At 26.9% G+C, this 20003-nt stretch carries 17 protein-coding genes; 10 read left to right on the forward strand and 7 right to left on the reverse strand.

What is annotated here, in order from left to right:
• The first annotated feature begins 70 nt into the window (after nt 1–70).
• The 5 genes from D2846_RS00330 (at nt 71) to D2846_RS00350 (ending at nt 8339) form a co-directional block, all read left to right on the forward strand.
• Nucleotides 71–2467, forward strand: coding sequence for a hypothetical protein (locus D2846_RS00330; RefSeq protein WP_117274953.1), 2397 nt, complete (start codon nt 71–73; stop codon nt 2465–2467).
• A 120-nt stretch (nt 2468–2587) separates the two neighbouring features.
• Nucleotides 2588–6259: a type II CRISPR RNA-guided endonuclease Cas9 gene (gene cas9, locus D2846_RS00335; protein ID WP_117274954.1), complete on the forward strand. Its 3672-nt coding sequence runs from the start codon at nt 2588–2590 to the stop codon at nt 6257–6259.
• Nucleotides 6260–6383: 124 nt separating this feature from the next.
• On the forward strand, nt 6384–7262 hold the full coding sequence (gene cas1 / locus D2846_RS00340) for a type II CRISPR-associated endonuclease Cas1 (RefSeq protein WP_117274955.1): 879 nt from the start codon (nt 6384–6386) through the stop codon (nt 7260–7262).
• Between the two features lie 10 nt (nt 7263–7272).
• A complete protein-coding gene (cas2, locus tag D2846_RS00345; RefSeq protein ID WP_117274956.1) occupies nt 7273–7578 on the forward strand; it encodes a CRISPR-associated endonuclease Cas2 in 306 nt (101 codons plus the stop codon).
• A gap of 2 nt (nt 7579–7580) precedes the next feature.
• Nucleotides 7581–8339, forward strand: a complete 759-nt coding sequence (locus D2846_RS00350) for a hypothetical protein (protein ID WP_117274957.1) — start codon at nt 7581–7583, stop codon at nt 8337–8339.
• A gap of 633 nt (nt 8340–8972) precedes the next feature.
• Here the strand turns inward: D2846_RS00350 and D2846_RS00355 are convergent.
• A complete protein-coding gene (locus tag D2846_RS00355; protein WP_223211531.1) occupies nt 8973–9440 on the reverse strand; it encodes a PTS sugar transporter subunit IIA in 468 nt (155 codons plus the stop codon).
• 286 nt (nt 9441–9726) lie between these two features.
• Here D2846_RS00355 and D2846_RS00360 point away from each other — a divergent pair, with 286 nt between their 5' ends.
• Genes D2846_RS00360 through D2846_RS00380 form a run of 5 tightly spaced genes read left to right on the forward strand, consistent with a single transcriptional unit; the run spans nt 9727 to nt 14468 of the window.
• Nucleotides 9727–10155 carry an LSm family protein gene (locus D2846_RS00360; protein WP_117274958.1) on the forward strand — a complete coding sequence of 143 codons (429 nt, stop codon included), beginning with the start codon at nt 9727–9729 and terminating at the stop codon, nt 10153–10155.
• Nucleotides 10156–10164: 9 nt separating this feature from the next.
• The gene (locus D2846_RS00365; RefSeq protein ID WP_117274959.1) at nt 10165–11889 is read left to right on the forward strand and encodes a NusA N-terminal domain-containing protein; all 1725 of its coding nucleotides are present in this window, start codon (nt 10165–10167) and stop codon (nt 11887–11889) included.
• Nucleotides 11870–12169: a YlxR family protein gene (locus D2846_RS00370; protein ID WP_318024301.1), complete on the forward strand. Its 300-nt coding sequence runs from the start codon at nt 11870–11872 to the stop codon at nt 12167–12169. Before D2846_RS00365 ends, D2846_RS00370 begins: the two co-directional genes overlap by 20 nt.
• Nucleotides 12145–13950: a translation initiation factor IF-2 gene (infB, locus tag D2846_RS00375; RefSeq protein WP_117274960.1), complete on the forward strand. Its 1806-nt coding sequence runs from the start codon at nt 12145–12147 to the stop codon at nt 13948–13950. Before D2846_RS00370 ends, infB begins: the two co-directional genes overlap by 25 nt.
• Before the next feature lie 8 nt (nt 13951–13958).
• A complete protein-coding gene (locus D2846_RS00380; protein ID WP_117274961.1) occupies nt 13959–14468 on the forward strand; it encodes an adenine phosphoribosyltransferase in 510 nt (169 codons plus the stop codon).
• Between the two features lie 253 nt (nt 14469–14721).
• Here the strand turns inward: D2846_RS00380 and D2846_RS00385 are convergent, their stop codons facing one another.
• From D2846_RS00385 to D2846_RS00410, 6 genes are all read right to left on the reverse strand, one after another.
• The gene (locus D2846_RS00385) at nt 14722–15915 is read right to left on the reverse strand and encodes a hypothetical protein (protein WP_117274962.1); all 1194 of its coding nucleotides are present in this window, start codon (nt 15913–15915) and stop codon (nt 14722–14724) included.
• A gap of 91 nt (nt 15916–16006) precedes the next feature.
• The gene (locus D2846_RS00390) at nt 16007–16903 is read right to left on the reverse strand and encodes an MAG1430 family protein (protein WP_170128412.1); all 897 of its coding nucleotides are present in this window, start codon (nt 16901–16903) and stop codon (nt 16007–16009) included.
• A complete protein-coding gene (yihA, locus tag D2846_RS00395) occupies nt 16896–17483 on the reverse strand; it encodes a ribosome biogenesis GTP-binding protein YihA/YsxC (RefSeq protein ID WP_117274964.1) in 588 nt (195 codons plus the stop codon). The genes D2846_RS00390 and yihA overlap by 8 nt, the downstream gene beginning before the upstream one ends.
• Nucleotides 17483–17911, reverse strand: coding sequence for a pantetheine-phosphate adenylyltransferase (gene coaD, locus D2846_RS00400; protein WP_117274965.1), 429 nt, complete (start codon nt 17909–17911; stop codon nt 17483–17485). Before coaD ends, yihA begins: the two co-directional genes overlap by 1 nt.
• Complete coding sequence (locus tag D2846_RS00405; RefSeq protein ID WP_117274966.1) at nt 17911–19098, reverse strand: acetate/propionate family kinase; 1188 nt, start codon at nt 19096–19098, stop codon at nt 17911–17913. Before D2846_RS00405 ends, coaD begins: the two co-directional genes overlap by 1 nt.
• The gene (locus D2846_RS00410; protein ID WP_117274967.1) at nt 19091–19954 is read right to left on the reverse strand and encodes a hypothetical protein; all 864 of its coding nucleotides are present in this window, start codon (nt 19952–19954) and stop codon (nt 19091–19093) included. Before D2846_RS00410 ends, D2846_RS00405 begins: the two co-directional genes overlap by 8 nt.
• Between the last annotated feature and the right edge of the window lie 49 nt (nt 19955–20003).

Below are 20003 nucleotides of genomic sequence, written 5' to 3' on the forward strand. Positions count from 1 at the left end.
TCTTACAAAACTAAAAAGAGTTAGAAACAATGACCAATTTGATGCTGTTCAATCAGATTATGACTCAATTATGTCTAATTACTTATATGACCAAGATTGAAGTTTCTTTTCAAGTTTAGCAGATGTAAAAATTGACCATATTATGAACTCATTAAAAACATTTACAAATGAAGATGAGTACAATGCTAGAAAAGCACATTACTATGCTGTTAAAGCTGCGCTTGATCAAGCATTAAATGTAAAAGCAAATAACGAAGACTACAAAAATGCTAGATATTATGTAAGAAACAATGAAGCAGCAAAAATAAAACTTGACCAAACATTCAATGAACTTAAACAAGTAATTGAAGATGATACATTAAGCATTACAGTTATTAATGAAAAAAGAGAAAACTTTATAAACGCTATTAGAGAAGCTGAAGAATCCAGTTTAGAATTCATCCATGATGAAGAGTTAAGGGCTGCAATCACAGAATATAGTCAAAGAAAAAATAATGTACTTGAAAGAATTCATAGAGAAAGAATAACAAACACATTCCCTCTTAAAAAACAATTTTTAGATGAGACAAATAAAAAAGTTGCAGCTTCTGAATCCATTGCTTTAGCGGCAAATGCTAGATTAGAAGACATTAAAGCGCAAATTAAAGTTATTAAAGATATAGCGGATGGTTTTGATGGAGAAATAAGAAAAATCGATGACCAAATCAACAAAGATTTAGAAATTCAAAGAAAGCTTGAAGAGTATGTCAAATTAATTTATTATACAATTGAGGATAAAACTAAATTATCTAGCCAATATACTCAAAATGAATTAACATTAGTAAATAATACACCTGCAAATGTTCTTAACTTAAGAATTACTCCAAATGATAGAAAAGGTAGAATGCTTTTAGAGTTCACTGTATCATATGAAGGATTTTCAAAAAGAAATAGACAAATCTTAGAAGGATTTAAACTAAATGAAGATGGTGCTAGAGAGCAACTTGAATCACTTAAAGCACAATTCAGAAAATTAAAAACAAAAGCCGAACAAAAACTTTCATATGTAAATGATTTAGGATTTAAACCAGTTTATGACAAGTTAAATAAATCATTAGTAAAAGCTGATGCTATATTTAATAGAGAGTCTTTAGTTTATTCAGATGGATTAAATGCATTTAATGAATTAAATGAAACATACAACAATATTGATGATCTTATCAACGAAGAAAAAAATAACTTAATTATTGAACTTCAAAAACTTAAAATTAATTCTAGGGAAGAAAGAAGAAAAATAATTCAAGGTTTACCAAACACAAACATTTTAACTAATGAACTTAATTCGATTACAAACTTCATAGATGAAATTGATGTTAACAATATTGTTGATTTAAGCAAATCATACAAAAGAGCTTCACAAAAATTTAATACACTGCATGGAACACTAACAGAAACATTAACTACTTTCTTGAAACAAGAAATTTCAAAATCGTCAGCTACATTAAGAAACTACAGTGTTATCCCATCAACAATTAAAGCTAATGAAGTTGTGTTCTCACACAATAACGCTTTAAATATTTCAAATATTGTACTTATACCAAATGATTTAGGTTTAACATTAACAGTTAGTGCAAGATTTAATTTATTTGATTTATATGAAGATAAAACATTCTATATTTCAGGATTTAGATTCGATAAAAGTGATTTAGATCAATTAAAAGCAAAATATGATGAGAATGCAGTTAAGATTAGAGAAAAATTAGTTGACTTAATTGAACATCATCAAGAATTTGTTAAAGAAAAATTATCAATAATTAGTGCATTAGATAAAGATATGACTACAGAAAATATCACAATCTACAAAAACTCATTAAAAGCATTAGAAACAATTGTTAAAGAAATTTCATCATTAGAGTCAAGTCAATCATCAAACCAAAATAACTCATTAGTAAATGATTTCAAATTGTCATTAGATATAGAAGATCGCGAAAACTATTGATCAACAGATATTAGTGAACAAAGTTTATCTTATGATTCAGAAAATTACAATGTAATTTCAATTAACTTAATTCCAAACCTTGAAGAAGGTAGATTATTAGTAGAAGTAAAAATCGATATAGATAATCAAACAGTTAATAAACACTTTGAATTTTTCGGTTTCCGTTCAAGAGAAACTCTTCAAAGTAAACTTAATAATATTCTTAATGAAATTAATGAGTTATCAAAAAACATTCAAAAAGCAAGCGATGAAGAAAAAGAGTTTATAAATAATTTCAAAGAATCAGTAAACGCTTCGAAAAATGACTCAAACATTTTATTATTACAAGATAAAGTTGAAAGAGCATATCCTACTCAAATGGAAAAACTTTATGAATATTTCAAAGATAAAGATATTAACAACTGAAATCTACTTTGAAGTTTACTTGGAATACCTGTTTTAGGAGCATTAGTAGGTATCTTTATCAAGTTTAAATGATTCAAAAAATAAAGCAGAGGAAACTCTGTTTTTTATTTAAGCTTTAATGAGATTATTTCCATATTAACTAATTTTGACTTTCTCATTTGGTATAATTATTAAGTTAAATAAGTTATATAAAGGAGAGTAATTATGCAAGAAAGAAAAGAAGTTACCATTGGTTTTGACTTAGGTGTTGCTTCAGTGGGTTGAGCAATTGTCGACAGTAATAAAAACACAGTTTACCACCTAGGTTCAAGGCTTTTTGATAACCCAGAAACAAGTGTAGAAAGAAGAGAAAAAAGAGGTGCTAGGCGTTTATTGAGAAGAAGAAAATATAGAAACAAAAAGTTTTATAACTTAATAAAACGCACAAAAGTATTTGGTTTTAAAACAAGAGAAGAGATTGAAACTAAATTTACAGAATTAGCAATTAAATATCCAAACATAATTGAACTTAAAGTTAAAGGATTAACTTCACAACTTAATTACGACGAAATTGTTTGAGTGCTTCATGATTATTTAAAAAATAGAGGGCATTTTTATGAAGTAAAAGACATTAGTATTGATCCAAATAATATTAAGTTAGAAGAATTACCTTCATTTAAACTTCATGAGTTTTACAAAAAGTATGGATATTTTAAAGGTGCATTAGGTGAAAAAACCATTAATGACAAATTTGGTCAATTCTTTAACTTTTCAAATAAAGATTGAACTAAAGAAGTTGATTATTTCTTTAATGTGCAAAAAGACTTAATCACAGAAGAATTCATTGAAGAGTTTAAAAAACTCTTCATGTTTACAAGAGATATGTCTAAAGGACCTGGAAGTGACAATATGCCTAGTCCATATAGTGTTTATGGAAAATACGGGGATGATGGTAAGGGTGGAAGATACGTAAATATTTGAGATAAAAATATCGGTAAATGTTCAATCTTCACATCTGAAATTAGAGCACCAAAATACTTACCATCTGCTCTTATCTTCAATTTATTAAATGAATTAACAAATATTAGGTTATATAACAAAGAAAACAAAAAACTTACTTTACTTTGAAGATTATCGCCAGAAGATAAATTTGCAATTGTTAAAGAAGTCTTAGAATATTCAAAACTAAAAGATGACAAATTAACAAACAGTAAAATCAATAAAATAGTTAAAAAAGTTTCTCTTAAATCAATTGATATTGAATTAGAGAAAAACGGATATGATATCGAAGCTATTAAACTGATGAATCAAAATAGTGAACCAAATGTTTATGGATTAGGTTTATCAGGTTTAGATATCGAAAAGAATGATTTTAAATTCCAAAAATTAGAAACATTAAATGAGTTTACAAAATATTTACACCAGTTAGAGATTGATTTTGATTTTCATAATTCAGAGGAATTATTTAAAACATTAAAAAATATTGATGATTTATATTTATTATTAATTTATCAAAACAATGCTAGATCAGTTAATTTTGAAATTAAACAATTTATCGAAAAACATAGTGAATGGCAGGTTGAGGGACTTGAACAAAAGATAATTAACTTATTTAATGAAATTGGAAATAAATTTGAAAATCATACTTCAAAAACACATAGTTTATCTTCAAAAGCTATTTACTTTATTTCACCAAAATTATTAAAGAATACAGAAGGTTGAAACCTAGAAGCTTTAAAATTTAAAGACCAAGAATTAATGGAAGAAATTGAAAAACAAAATTCTTTAATTATTAAACAAGATAAAAAATATTTATCAGATTCATTTTTACAAGAGGCGATTTTACCGCCAAGTGTCAAAGCGACTTTTAAACATGCAACAATTATTTTTAATCAGATAATTAAAGAATTTTCATCAAAATACGACATTACTAAAGTTGTTATTGAGCTTGCTAGAGATATGACCAAAGAACAACAAGAAGAAGCAAGCAAAAACCTCAAGAGTTCTGAGAAAGAAAAAAGACAAAAAGTTAAAAAATACTTACAAGAAAAAGGGGTAGATCTTTCAATTTTTTATGAAAATGGTACAGAAGAAATTTCTAACAAATATGTTTATAAATTATTCTTATGAATTTCACAAGATTTTAAAGACCCATACACAGGCGAGGAGATTAGACCAGAACATATTATTCGCAATAATGTTCAAATCGATCATATTATTCCTTATAGCTTATCTTATGATGATTCTGGAGCAAATAAAGTTTTAGTTTTTGATTCAACCAACCAAGTGAAGGGGCAATCATTACCATACAACTTTATTACTTTAAAAGGCGACAATCATCCGTGAAATTGATCGACATTTGAAAAATATGTTGAAAGAGTTATTGTTAAAAATCCTGAATCAATTTTGAGTCCTAAGGAAAGAAAACGAAAAGCAATTAATTTATTAACTAAATCATTTGATCAAAGCGAAAACTCTGGATTCTTAGCAAGAAATTTAAACGATACTAGATATGCAACAATTTTATTTAGAGATCAATTAATAAACTACTCAGAAAATCATAAAAGAGATAATGACAAAAACATGTTCCAAGTTATAGCTATGAATGGAGCTGTTACTTCATTTTTAAGAAAGAATATGACAAAAGACAGTGGTTTAAAAGTCAAAGACAGAGATGACTATTCACACCATGCTTATGACGCAGCTATTATTGCACTATTCTCAAATTATACAAAAACTTTATACCACTTACTTAATACTAAATTAAATGGAACAATCACAAAAAGAGATGAAGGTAATTGAGTAATTGAAAACCCAATAACAGGTGAGATCAAAAAGCTAAGCCATGAAGATTGACAAAGTATTAAAAATAATAAAGAAGCAAAATTAATAGCTAGAGATATAGAAAATTATTTAGTATATAAAGATGATGAAGTAATGTTCTATAGACAAACAAAAAGAAAAACAAATAGACAATTATTTAAAGAGACAATTTACAGTATAGAAACTATAACTAATGAGAATGGAGAGAAAGAATACTATAAAAAAGAAAAAATAAATATCATAAATGAGAAAAATATTTATTATCACCTTGTAAAAGATAGACATACATTAATTATAAATAAGTCAAATCCAGAAGTAATAGACAAGATGATCGAGATCATTGAAAAATATGGAGAGGGTAAAATTCCTTCTCGTCATGAAATATTAAATGGTAAATCATCAGAAAATAAAAGTATAAATTATAATGATTTCCTAAAAAAATATATGAATGATTTATATGTAGTGTTTCCAGATAAATTCACAAAAGAGTATATTGAACAAATGCTTACAAATAAAACTTTTATTCTTTATGACGAAATTAATGATACAGTTAGAAATCTTAAGTATTTAAGAGTTTTAAACGACAAACCAATCGAAGATATTAGAAAAAATCAAGTTATTAAAAAATTCAATGCGAAAGATGGTACTCCAAAAGCATTCTATGAAGATTTTAATTCACTTGGCGCAATTGTATTTAAAAACGCAAGAAACGAGTATAAGAAACTTGCAATTAATGGACAAATTGCAACTTTTGGAGATCCAAAATTTAACTTTGAAGACTTTAATAGTTATGATCAAGAAAAAATCAATTACTATAAAAATGTATATGGAATTGACGAATCATTTGAGTTTTATACATTCATTTTCCCGGGAACTACACTAGTTAATAAAGATACAAAAGAATTATGATATGTTTCTAGCATTCAAACTATCAACAATGTTTTTCAAATAAAATACATTAATATGGTTACCCCAAAACAAAAAATGGTTAATACACAGTCACTAATCAATAATTATGAACAGATAAAAATTAATCCTCTTGGTATAAGTAAAAAAAGTATTGTTGACAAATAAAATATGCTATAATATATGAGTACAAGATATTATTCTTTACCCAAATATTGTACATCCTAAATATAAGGCACTTTTTATAAGTTGCCGTAATTTACTGAAGGCATAGCCTTCAGTTTTTTATTAAATGACAAAGAAAGTAATCGAAATTTCACAAAGTGAATACGTTTCATATTTTTTAAATTCTTTAATTGTTAAAACAGAAAGCCAAAGAGTAATAATACCTATTTCACAAATTGATACAGTTTTAATTACTAATCCAAGGTGCACAATTTCTGTGCCCCTTATTAACGAGCTTGTAAATCAAAATGTTAATATCATTATGTGTGATTCAAAATTTAAGCCAACTGTTCAAATTTCACCAATTAATGGGTATTATTCAAATAAGAATTTTCTTTCGCAAATAAAATGAGATCAGGATTTCAAGGGATCCAATTGAAAGCAAATAATTAAGTTAAAGATACTTAATTACACAAAGTTGATACACTTTTTTGACATTTCTAATACAGAAGATATCGAGAAGTTAGTTTGATATTATGAAGCAGTATTAGATCACGATAAAACTAATGCAGAAGGCCATGCTGCTAAATTAACTTTTAAGATTTTATATGGTAGTGAATTTACAAGGGATGATGAGAGTATTATTAATTCATTTTTAGATTATGGGTATACAGTTTTAATGACTTATGTTTCAAGATCCATTGTTAAAAATGGATTAGATAATAGAATTGGAATCTTTCACAAAAGCTTTAATAATCATTTTGCATTATCATCTGATGTAATGGAACCATTAAGACCAATTATTGATAAACTTGTTTATTCACACATTCAGTCATATGATAAAAAAGATTTTATGCTTTTCAAAAAAGATTTATTTTGCTTATTTGAAGAGAAAATTAAAGTAAATAACTCATTGTTAACAGTCAATGAATATATTGATAAACTAATTAAAAAAATGATTCTTAATGACATTAATATCGAGGAGTTTGTCATTGAATGAGAGTAGAGGTCGTAAAATGAGAATCATTTTAATGTACGACATTTATAATGATGAGAATCAAAAAGAATCGGCAAACAAGTTTAGAAAGCACATAATTTCTCTTGGATATCACATGATTCAATATTCAGTTTATTCAAAGTGCATTGGGTCTCATACAATGTATAAATATGAACTTAATAAAGTAAAAAGCAAATTACCAAACAGAGCGAATATAAGGGTTTTAATGGTAACAGAAGATCAATATAAGAAAATAGAACTTTTAACAGGTCAAAAGTCATACAATAAATTAATTAGTGAAGAGGAGAAATACATAGAAATTTAATTATGCTAAAAATTAAAATACATTCAAAATCGATTGTTAATTTCACAGGATTAACATGCATAAATGTAGATAATACTACAAAATACTTACAAAAACTTTTTCAATATGAAACCACAAATAGTGAAAATGTATTACTAATTGATGGAATAAATATAAGTATAAAGGATTGTTTAATAATAAGCCCGTTAACCAAAATGGAAACATTATACAATTTTACAGCAAAAAGCATCTTAAACAAGATGGTAAATAACTATGACTGAGACATAAATAAAATTCTTAATTTCAATTATTTAAAAAATGTTGCAAATGATATTAATAGCAAAATTGGTGTAGAACTTTTAAATGTTAATGAGTCACCAAGCAAAATTTTTAAATCAATGTTAGATGTTGAAAATAATCAATTCATTCACCCTGAACAGCTATACAAATTCTTAAAAAACTCTGAAAGCGCGGAAAGACAAACTATTATACTTGTTGATTTTGATGATATTAGTGTTGCTGAATTGTTTAAATATATAAGTAACTTTAATATTATTATTTTAACTAATAATGCCTTTGATCTAGTTAAGAGCCCAGAAGAAGTGCCGTTAATTAATTTTATTGACAAAAACTACAAAACTTTAGAATTTATAGAAACACAAGAAATATTCAGATACTTTGTAGAAGAATATTTCCAAAAAGACTTCGACATCATTGATGTCGAACATATTTTTAATAAAGAATTTATGGAAAATATGAAAATTTCAATTTTTTTAAAATAAAAAAGTTGAAATGAGGTTTTAGCGTTGTACAATATTTGGGTAAAGAATAACTTTAATATTTCTCTCACTGCTATCGTTTCGGTTTTAGAGTTGTACAATATTTGGGTAAAGAATAACATATGTTAAAAATTCAAGAATTAAAAAATGGTTTTAGAGTTGTACAATATTTGGGTAAAGAATAACATATGTTAAAAATTCAAGAATTAAAAAATGGTTTTAGGGTTGTACAATATTTGGGTAAAGAATAACAAAGAGGTATTTAAAATGATTATTAAAGAAGTTTTAGAGTTGTACAATATTTGGGTAAAGAATAACAACATAATGGAAAATATTTATCAGTATATGGTTTTAGAGTTGTACAATATTTGGGTAAAGAATAACAATGAGTTTAAAAGGTTAATTGATTATATTGTTTTAGCGTTGTACAATATTTGGGTAAAGAATAACTAAATTAATGTTATATAAAATATTAGGTAAGTTTTAGCGTTGTACAATATTTGGGTAAAGAATAACAAAATATTGATACTACTATAGCTATACCAGGTTTTAGCGTTGTACAATGTTTGAACAAATAGTATTAAAAAAATATTTGGACTTATACACCAAATATTTTTTATATTTTGTTATGAAATTTTATTTTATAACCTTAAGTACTGGTTCTTCCATTGTTGCAACTTCTTCGCTCACAAATAATGAGTCAATATTTGATGCATTGCTTTCAGGTAAGATTGTCACAATAACATCGGATGAGAAATTATTAGCTCTAATTTTAGCTAGGTCAACTTCAACAAAACCATCACCTTTTTTAACTTCATCACCTATGTTAACTTTTTCAGTAAAACCATCACCTTGCATTTTTACAGTATCAATACCAATGTGAATAAATACTTTTAAACCATTTTTGCTTTCAAATACATATGCATGTTTAGTTGGAAACATAACTTCTAATTTTCCACTAATAGGTGCTTTTAATAAAACTTTTGTATCAGCATTACTAAATTCAACCGCAAAACCTTTTCCCATACTTTCGCTCGAGAAGGCAAGATCATTAACTTTAGCAAGTTCCTTTATTTTTCCAGGATAAACTGAAAAAACCTCTAATTCATTTGTTGAATTATTTTTTTAAATAAATTTGAAAAAAATCCCATAAAGACTCCTTAAGAAAACATTTGCATATATTATATAACTTTCTGCAGTTAAATCATATAATTTAATTCAAAGTGAATTCAAAAAAATGATTTATATACCTATACGAAATACAAAAACATTGCTAACCCACCCATTTTTAATTTATGAGCCAAACAAAGAAAAGTGGTATAATTTAATTGTTACGAATCATAAAGAGGAGTTGCACAAGTGCAACTCTTTACTATTTTTAAGGAGTTTTATGGATTACAAAAAAATGTTAACTGAAACATTTGGTGATGTGATCATCTCTGCTAAATTAACAGATACTTTTGGTAAAACACTAGAAGTTGTGGTTGATTATAGAGATTTAAACAAAGTAGAAGAGATTTCTAAAAAAATAAGTACATACCTAGATGAACAAGAGTGATTTAGTGATGAATACTTTTTAGAAGTCTTATCTAAAGGTGAAGATATTGAAATAGCTGTTGATAACATTCAAATGTTTATTAACGAAACGGTTAAAGTAAATTTAATTAAACCATTTAGTGGTCATGATACTTTAATTGTCAAGGTACTTGAAAATCAAGAAGCACAAATTATGTTTCAATGAAACCAAAAAGGTCGTATAAGAAAAATTTTAATCGACAAACAAAACATAAGTAAGATCGAGAAATACATAAAATTTTAATGAGGATATATGTCAAGAAAAAAAGAAGAAATCAAAGATAATAACTTATCACATTTCGAGCAAGTTCACTTTTTCGAATTATTAAGTGGATTCTCTGAAAGCAAAAAACTAAAAAAAGAAATTATTACTGAGATCTTTAGAAGTGAAATTCAAAAGGTTATTAATAAATCATTTGACCCTGAAGCTGAAATTGAAATCCAAATTAATGAAGATGAAAAAACAGCTAAGTTATTAAACGTTAAGGGTCAAGCGATTTCTAAAGAATCAATTGATTCATTTTATGATGGAGCAGAAAACTCAGAAGTTCACAAATTTATTTATTCAGTAATTGAGCAATTACCTTCAAAAGAACAATCTAAATATTCAGATGGTGATGAAATTGTTATTGAATTCACATTCAGTGATTTACCACAAAGATCAAAAGCGGCTATTTTAAATGGTGTTAGATCTGAAATCAAAATCGCTGAACAAGTAAGAGTTCAAACATTATTTGAAGATAAGATTGGACAAAACTTCCAAGCAGAAGTTAATACAGCTATGAAGTTTGGTTATGATATTGAAATCCATTTCGATGGTGACCACTTTAGAGCTTTTTTACCTAAAAATAAAGCTAATAGAAGTAAGAAACTTAACCCGGGTTCAATTATCGAAGTTATTTTGGAAAAAATTAACTTAGAAAAAACAGCTTTTTCACTAGAAGTTTCAATGATTGATCCTAAGGAAGTTGAAAAAGTATTAAAAGAAGAAATTTATGAAATTGAAAATGGTGATATTGAAATTGTAAAAGTTGAAAGAGATGGGGGGAACAGAACAAAAGTTGCTGTTAGATCAAATCCTTCAAGAACATTTGATTTTGATGTTATTGGTTCGATTTTTGGTGAAGGTGCTAAAAGAATTTTAGCTGTATCTGAAAGAGTTGGTGAATCAATTGATATTGTTAGATATTCAGACAATAAAAAAGAATTTATTAAGAATGCAATTTCGCCAATCAAACCAGTTGATGTTTTAGTTACAAGGAATTTTGAAAAAGCATTTGCAATTGTGCATGATGAGGATGTTACAAAGGCAATTGGTAGACGTGGTATTAACGTTGAGTTAGCTTCAAAATTAACTCAAATTAAAATTGAAGTTTTAAGTGTATCTGATGCAGATAAGAAAAAATTACCATACAATAAAGACAACTTACACACTACACCAAAAAGTTCTCTTATTGATAAACCATTATTCAAGAAATCTCAACCAAAAATTAATAAGAAATCAAAAGCTGCAAAATTCCTTGATGCTATCGAAATGGAAAGGGCTTTAAGCAATTTTGATGACGATTTACAAACATTTATTTCACAAGATGTTCAATTAGAGCAACAATCACAAAAAGCTTCACCAAAACCTGAGAAAGTGCAAAAACAATTGAACTCACAAGATATTGATAGTATTTTTGATGAGTTAAACAACACAATTGAATCAGAAGAATCAACAAAATATGATTTTGTTGAAAACTTAAATGAAATGTGAGACCCAAGCTTCGTTGATGGAGATGAAGAGTTCGATAACCTTGAAGAACAAGTTGAAAAAGAAGAAGTTAAAGAAAATAAAAAAACAAATAACAAAGAAAATAAAACAATTATTAAGGAATACAAAAAGATTAAAGATTTCAAAGTTGATAATGATTTAGCTAACTATGGTTTAGATAGTGATATTGACTTAAGTGATTTTGATGAAGATGACTGAAAATAATTCTTTTACAAGAAAATGTATTGTTACTAATCAAATTATTGAAGTATCTAACTTAATTAGATTTGATTATAAAAAACAAACAAATGAAATTAAAATCGATTGAAATAATAATCTAAATGGAAGAGGTGCATACTTCATTCCGACAGTAGATAATTGACAAAAACTCAAAAAGACTAAATCCTTAAATAGAGTTTTTAAAACCAATTTTACCTTTGAGAAGTACGAAGAAATCGAAAATGAATTAAAGGAGTTACTATGAGCAAAAAGAACAACAGAATAAGTAACGTTAAAGATATTAAAGAACAATTACAAACTACTAAAACAGAGTTAAAAGATGGTATTTTTGTTTTTACTGGAAAAATGTCAATTAGCGACTTTTCTCAACTAACAAAAATCAATGCTAATGATATTATTAAAAAATTCTTTTTAAAAGGAAAAATGTATAACTTAAACCACATTCTGGACGAAGAAGAAATTGCAGAACTTTGTATAGAAAATGGTTACGACTTCAAAAAAGAAACAAATGTTGACGGTTCTAACTTTTTAGATGAAGTTTTCTTTGAAGACGAAGAAAAAGATCTTGTAAGAAGATATCCTATCATTGCTGTTATGGGGCACGTTGACCATGGTAAAACAACACTTATTGATAAAATTAGAAATTCAAACATTGTTTCAACAGAATCAAGTGGTATCACACAACATACAGGTGCTTATCAGATTTCACACAAAAATAGCAAGATTACGTTCTTAGATACACCAGGGCACGAAGCTTTCACAAAAATGCGTGCTAGAGGCGCTAAAGTTACAGATATTATTATCTTAGTTGTTGCTGCTGATGATGGGGTTATGCCTCAAACTAAAGAAGCAATTATTCATGCTAAAGCTGCTAATGTTCCTGTTATTGTTTTTGTTAACAAGATGGATAAACCAAATAAAGATTTAGATAGATTGAAAGGTGAATTAGCTGAAGCAGAAGTCGTTATTGAAGAATATGGTGGTGATACACAAATTGTTTATGGTTCAGCTTTAAAAGGCGAAGGGATTACTGAATTATTTGATGCAATTATGTTACTTTCTGAAATACTTGACTTAAAAGCAAACCCTAAAAGATACCCAATTGGTACAATTATTGAATCAAGAATTGATAAAGGTTCTGGTGCTGTATCAACAATTATTGTTGAGAACGGTACTTTAATGAAAGGTGACTTTATTGTTGCTGGTTCAAAATATGGAAGAATTAGAACATTAACTGATTCATTAGGTAATTCATTAGAAAAAGTTATTCCTGGATCACCTGCTATTATTACTGGATTAAACTATGCTCCAGATGCAGGGGATAGATTTGTTGGGTTTAACGATGAAAAATTCGCTAAGAAATTAGCAAATGAAAAAGCTATTTCAGAAAAAATGAACTTATTACATGACAAGAGCTTAACAGCAGTTAACGCTGACGGTAAAAAAGTTATTAATGTTATTGTAAAAAGTGATGTTCACGGAACAAGTGAAGCCATTAAAGGTCAAATTAATGGTTTAGAAAATAGTGATGCTATTATTAAAGTTATTGCAGCAAGTGCAGGGCATGTAAATGGAAGTGATTTATTACTTGCTCAAGCTTCAAAAGCTATTATCTTTGTGTTTAACTTAAGAACACCAGTTACTATGAAACAAAATGCTGCTAACCAAAACATTAGTATTATTGAGCATGATGTTATTTACAAAATTATTGAAGACTGTAATAACTTCCTTGATGGGGAAAAGGCCCCAATTTATGAAGAAAGAAAAACAGGGGATGCACACATTATCAAAGTCTTTTTCTATTCAAAAGTTGGTAAGATTGCTGGATGTATGATGGATGCTGGTTTTGTAAAAGACAAAGCAAAAGTTAAAGTTTATAGACGCGGAAAATTAATTCATGAAGGAGTTATTGATAGCTTACGTCGTGAATTAAATGATGTTAAAGAAGTTGTTAAGGGTAAAGATTTTGGTACACATATCAAAAACTTTAACGATATCGAGGAAGATGATGTTCTTGAATTCTTTGAGGACGTCAGAATTAATTAAGGATAATTATGAATATAAAAAATCTTATTAGAGATGTTAAAGACTTTCCCAAACAAGGTATAGTTTTTAAAGACATTTCACCATTATTAGCAGATGGAGAAGCATTGAATTACACAATTAAAGAAATTGCTAAACACGCTGCTAGTGCCGATATTATTGTAGGGCCAGATGCTAGAGGTTTCTTATTTGGTACACCAGCTGCTGCTTTCCTTAAAAAGCCATTTATTATGGTTAGAAAGCCAAAAAAATTACCAGGTGAAGTTATTTCGATGTCTTATGACTTAGAATATGGTTCAAATGTTTTAGAAATTCAAAAAGGTTTCGTTAAACCTGGTCAAAAAGCAGTTATTGTTGATGATGTTCTAGCAACAGGTGGAACAACAAAGGCAATCATCAAGTTACTGGAATCACAAGGTGTAGAAGTAACAAAAGTTGTTGTTCTTTTAGAATTAGAAGAACTTAAAGGAAGAGAATTAATTGGACAAAATATTGAAATTGTTTCATTAATCAAAGTTTAAAACATACAAAAAAGTAAGCCTTAAAACTTACTTTTTATTTATTTCTTTTCGAAATTTCTTCAACATTATTATTAAACTCATCAATTAATTGACCAGAAATTTCTAACTTGCTATCAAAGTTATGTGCAATTTGGGTATTTCTTTTATGTAATTTTAAAATACGTTTTTCATTTAAGTAAAATTTGTATGTACCTGCAAATTTAATTACGACATAAACTAAGGTTGCAATGAATAATAAAGCAGAAAGAGTTACTTATAAAAGTCACATAACTGATCATGAATTTGAAAAATCAAAATTAGGATCTCATTTTTCTTGTAATCAAGCTGAAAGTTCTCAAATTCCTGAAACAGAAATAAATGAAGTACCCATAATCACGAATAGAGAAAGAACAGTTTGTTTAAAAGCTTTTTTTGACTCGTATTTTGTAATGATACTTAATTTCTTTTTATCTTTGTACTCATTTATTTTTTCAAATAATTCATCAAACTTTTGACTTAACACATCACTTAAAGAAGTTGCAAAAGTAGAATACTTCTCAATTAAATCGATATCATATATAGTAAAGAATCTATCATCCTCTGTGTATGATCCTTTGTTGTTAAATGAATCATTCATCTTTCTCTTTATCAATCTATTTTGATATGTATTTAAGAGATTTCAACCTCATGTTAAGTAATAAAAAGCTTTTGTCCAATTTGGGTTAATATTAGGATTTAATAACTCGTGTTCAAATTTATAATTATTAAAGAATTCAAGATCAACAACTCTAATATCTCATTCTTGAATATCGAATATATCATTATTACTTGAAGTTAAGTTCACTTTAAATTTATTAATAATTTCTCGATCAAGATCAGCATCATTAAAAAATGTAACATCTCTAGTTTTTGTTTTAAGTGACTTGATTAAGTACTTTTCAAAAATATCAGGTACTATATCAGCTTTAACAACCTTAAACAAAATTTGATAAAAGATTTTTTTAGCTACTTCAAAATTTAATTGTTTCACTTTATTTAAGTCTTCTTCAAAGTTTTCATATTCATTTGCAAAAGCGGTTTGAATAATAATTGATTCATTTGGTAATACAAATAAATTAGCATTATTGTCAATTGATTTTGATTCACCAAAAGTTTCTTTAATTGCATCTTGAATATTAAGTTTGTAAATTCTTTTTATTTTGTCTTCGATTGAATTTTCTACAATCTTGATCTTATTATCGATATTGATCATTCCATCAAAAACTGAATCACTATAATCAAATTTTTTGTTTTTCTCTAGTTTATCAAAAATCAATTCATGATAAATTGCATTTAAAGAATTTTTTTTAGCTTCTCATCCGCTTGTTGAAGTTTTGAAGTTTAAGATCAAATCTTTTACATTGATTTTTGTAATAACTCTTGAATAAACTGTTTGTTTATTTATAATCTTTGACTTATTTTGTTTCATGCTTGATATTATAATTTTTTTTAATTAATTTAGAAATTAATTAGGGATAAATGAATAATTAAAATCCTCTTGATAGAGGACCGAATTATTATTAATTTGTTGCTTGCGCAGGGAATGTTGCTTCAAATTTTGAACTTACTTCTGTTTCAACTGTTTGAACATTGTTTAAGTTTTCCCTAGTTGCATAATTAACAACAGCATTTAATTTAGTGTTAAAAATTACTTTATTATTTGTTTTATCAAATTCTAAAACAGTTCTTTTGAAATTAATAGATGAATTAGATGATGTTTCAAAAGTAGAAATAATTTTTCTTAAGAAATTCTCTTTTTCATTAACATTGTCTTTGACTTTGTTATATTCTTCTTCAAGTTTATTTATGTTATCAAATTTCTTAACTTCAGCTTCATTTCAAGAAATATTTTTAACATACATTCCATCTTGAAATACTTTTTCAGAATACTTTTGGAAACCCTTTAATTCATAAACATATTCAATGTTATCACTTAAGTAATTTGCACTTTTGTTTTTGAAAATAACTTTTAAATATAATGTTCCTTCAATGTCGTTAGCATATGATTTAAAGTCTAAATTATAATCACTTAAGAAGTAGTTTAATGTTAATCCGTTTGGTTGGTTAAATCCGAATAATTTTTCTTTATTTAATTTATCTTTTGTGAATAAAGTTTTAAAAATTAATTGTTTTTTTCAGAAATCTTTATCACCTTTTGGTGTGTTGTATGAATATCTAATGAATGTAGGATAATTAGCATATTTACTTGCTAATGTTTGTGATTTATCTAAATTACCTGTTTCAAGCGCAAATGAAGATAATTCAACATTTAAAATAAGATTTGAGTTAGTTTTGCTTTCATTATTTTGATTTTTTTCTGCTTGTTTTTTAGAATTAGTCGCTAAGTAAACAAGCGTTAAAGACGTTACTGTAGTGATTCCTAAAAATAAAGCACCAAGTTTCATTATTTTACTCATTTGATTCCTCCATAAAGTTTTCATTAATATCATTCATTAATTCATTAATTCTAAATCCTGTTTCAGATGAAACAATAAAGTATTTAAAGCTTCCATATTTAAGTTGAGATGCTTTAATATCTTTAAGTAATTTTGATTTATCTTTTTGTTTAAGTTTATCTGCTTTTGTATAAATTAAAGTAAATGGTAAATTAATGTCTTTTAAGTAGTTTATAACCACATCATCGTTTTTGGTGATTCCATGTCTAGAATCGATTAATAAATAAATGTGTTTAAGATTTTTTCTTGTTTCTAAATAGTTTTCAACCATTAACATCATTTTCTTTGACTGCTCAATTGATACCCTAGCATATCCATAACCAGGAAGGTCAACAAACACTGCTCCATTTTCATTTTCAAAGAAATTTAATAATTGTGTTCTACCAGGAGTTTTAGATACTCTGGCCATTTTTCTATTTAAAACAATTGCATTTATAAGACTACTTTTACCTACATTAGAGCGCCCTCAAAAAGCGATTTCGTAATTAGGATGTTGATATCAATTTGATTCATTTGTAGCAGATTTAACAAACTTAAACATTATTTACCTTTCATTGCCTTAATTAATGAGGAAGAGTGATTTAAATATTGATCATCAGGTATTAATAAAATAGTTTCAAGATCATTGTTAATAATCTTATTACCACTAGCTAAATCTAACTCATATTTATAATCTAAATTATTTCTAGCTGACCTAATTAAAAATTTAATATTTAATTCTTTAGCCACATTTGCTGTAAGCATTTCTTGGCACCCCTCAAGAACTTCTGCGTTTGTGATGTCTTTAATCTTTGATTTAACATCATTAATGTTTTTAATTATATCATTTTTTTCTTTTTCTGGATTTTGAGCAACTAGTACATAAACCTTATCAAATAGTTTGCAAGCTTTTTTTAAAACAGACAAATGCCCTTCATGCATCGGGTTGAAAGAACCTGCATAAAGGGCATTTTTCTTTTTAATTTGCATTATTTACTAATATTAACTGAATTTCTTGCAATAACTAATTCTTCGTTTGTTCTAATTACGTATACTGGCACTTCACTATCAGGTGTAGAGATTAATTTGTAATCACCGATTTTACCTCAGTTTAAATCTTTGTCTAATTTAATTTTTCTAAAGAATAATTTTGAAACAATTTCTTCACGAATTGCTGCACCGTTTTCTCCAATACCTGCTGTGAAAACAATAGCATCAGGATTTCCTCCAATTTTGTTGAAGTAAATTGAAGTATAGTCGGCAATTTTTTGTGAGAAAAGATCTAATGCAAAAATAGCATCTTGATTACCTTCGTCAGCTTTTGATCTTAAATCTCTCATATCACTTGAAATACCCGAAACACCTAATAAACCACTTTGTTTATTTAAAATATTTGTGAATTCTGAAATAGAGTAGTTTTTGGCCTTCATAACAAACTCATGGATAGAAGGATCAATATCACCACTTCTTGTTCCCATCATAATACCTGCTAATGGTGTCATACCCATTGAAGTATCAAATGATTTAGAATCCTTAACAGCACATAAACTTGCTCCATTACCTAAGTGTAAGTTAATGAAGTTAACTTTATCTTTTTTAAGAATTTCTTGAAGTTTTTCTGTGATGAATTGGTGACTAATTCCGTGTGCACCAAATTTTTTGATACCTAATTCATCTGTTAATTTTTTAGAAATTGGGTATGAATAGTTTACTTTTTGAATTGTTGTATGGAAAGCTGTATCAAAGTCAGCTGTTAATTTTGCGTCTGGGAATACTTTTTTGAACCCTAAGATTGATTGCAATGCACCAGGGTTGTGTAATGGTGCATAGATTGAACATTTATCAATAATATCAATAACTTTTTCATCAATAACTGTTGTGCTTTTAATGTAATCTCCACCTTGAACAACCCTGAATCCAATATTTTCAATTTCTTCTTTTGATTTAACTAAGTTGATTTCTAACATTAATTTGTATAACTCATTAACTGCAACTTCATGGTTTGGAAGCGGTAATTCTTTTTCAAATTTTTCGCCATTAAATTTAATACTAATAACACCCACTGGCAATGTAATTCTTTCGGCAAGACCACTTGCAATTAAACTAAAATCACTTTTTGAGAATAAACTCATTTTTATTGAGCTACTTCCTGCATTAATAACTAAAACTTTACTCATGTTTTCTCCCTTGTGCTCTTTGAGCAACTAAATATATTGTATTTTTAATATCTTCTACACTTAGGTTTCCTGAAATGTGAGCGATATTTTCTTTAACACCTAAAAAGATTTGGCCTGAAGTTTCATATTTACTAATTAAACTGATAATATCATAAGAAACATCATATGTATTTTTGTTGGCAAAAATCAATCAATTTTGATTTGTGTCTAACGCTTCATTCAATCTAACCTGGTTTTGAACTTTAATAGATGGATCAATATTTTTAATTACCTCTAATAGTTTAGATTGATTTAAGTCTTTATTTAATAATACTAAATCACCTAAGTCTGAAATTTCTTTTTTGTACTCATTTAAGTTCACAGCAACTTGTGAAAGTAAATTAACTTCATTTTTCTTAACTTCATTTGTATAAGACATAAAGAAGTGTTTTTCTTCATTTTGTGCAAATGAAACAAATGAAATAATTTTATCTTCATTTAAATAACTTAAACTTGATTTTAACGAATCAACAAATGTCTCAAAAGAACTTGTTAAGCCACCAATAATTCCATCAATTCTTTTTTCCTTCAATAACACTAAAGAATGAAATAATGTTTTGTTAGTAGCGAATAACTTTTTAGTGCTTTCATAATTAAACGTACCATTCGTTAATTCAATAAATCTTGCAAGGTTATTTTCCTCTTCTTTTATATTCTTTATATCAATTAAATCTTCCAACTTAAAGAACTTAATATTACTTAAAATTCCGATGCTTTGAACTGCTTGTTTTACTTTTTCATTTTGACTATCTAAAAGTAAAATTCTTACACCAGAACTCTTCTTTAATTTTTGTTCTACTTGTTTAAAATAACTCATAATTTTCCTTGTATTAATTTTACTTTTAAAAAAAAGATTTTTTAACAAA

Origin of the sequence: Mycoplasmopsis edwardii (genome assembly GCF_900476105.1) — a bacterium.
GTDB lineage: Bacteria > Bacillota_I > Bacilli_A > Mycoplasmatales > Metamycoplasmataceae > Mycoplasmopsis > Mycoplasmopsis edwardii.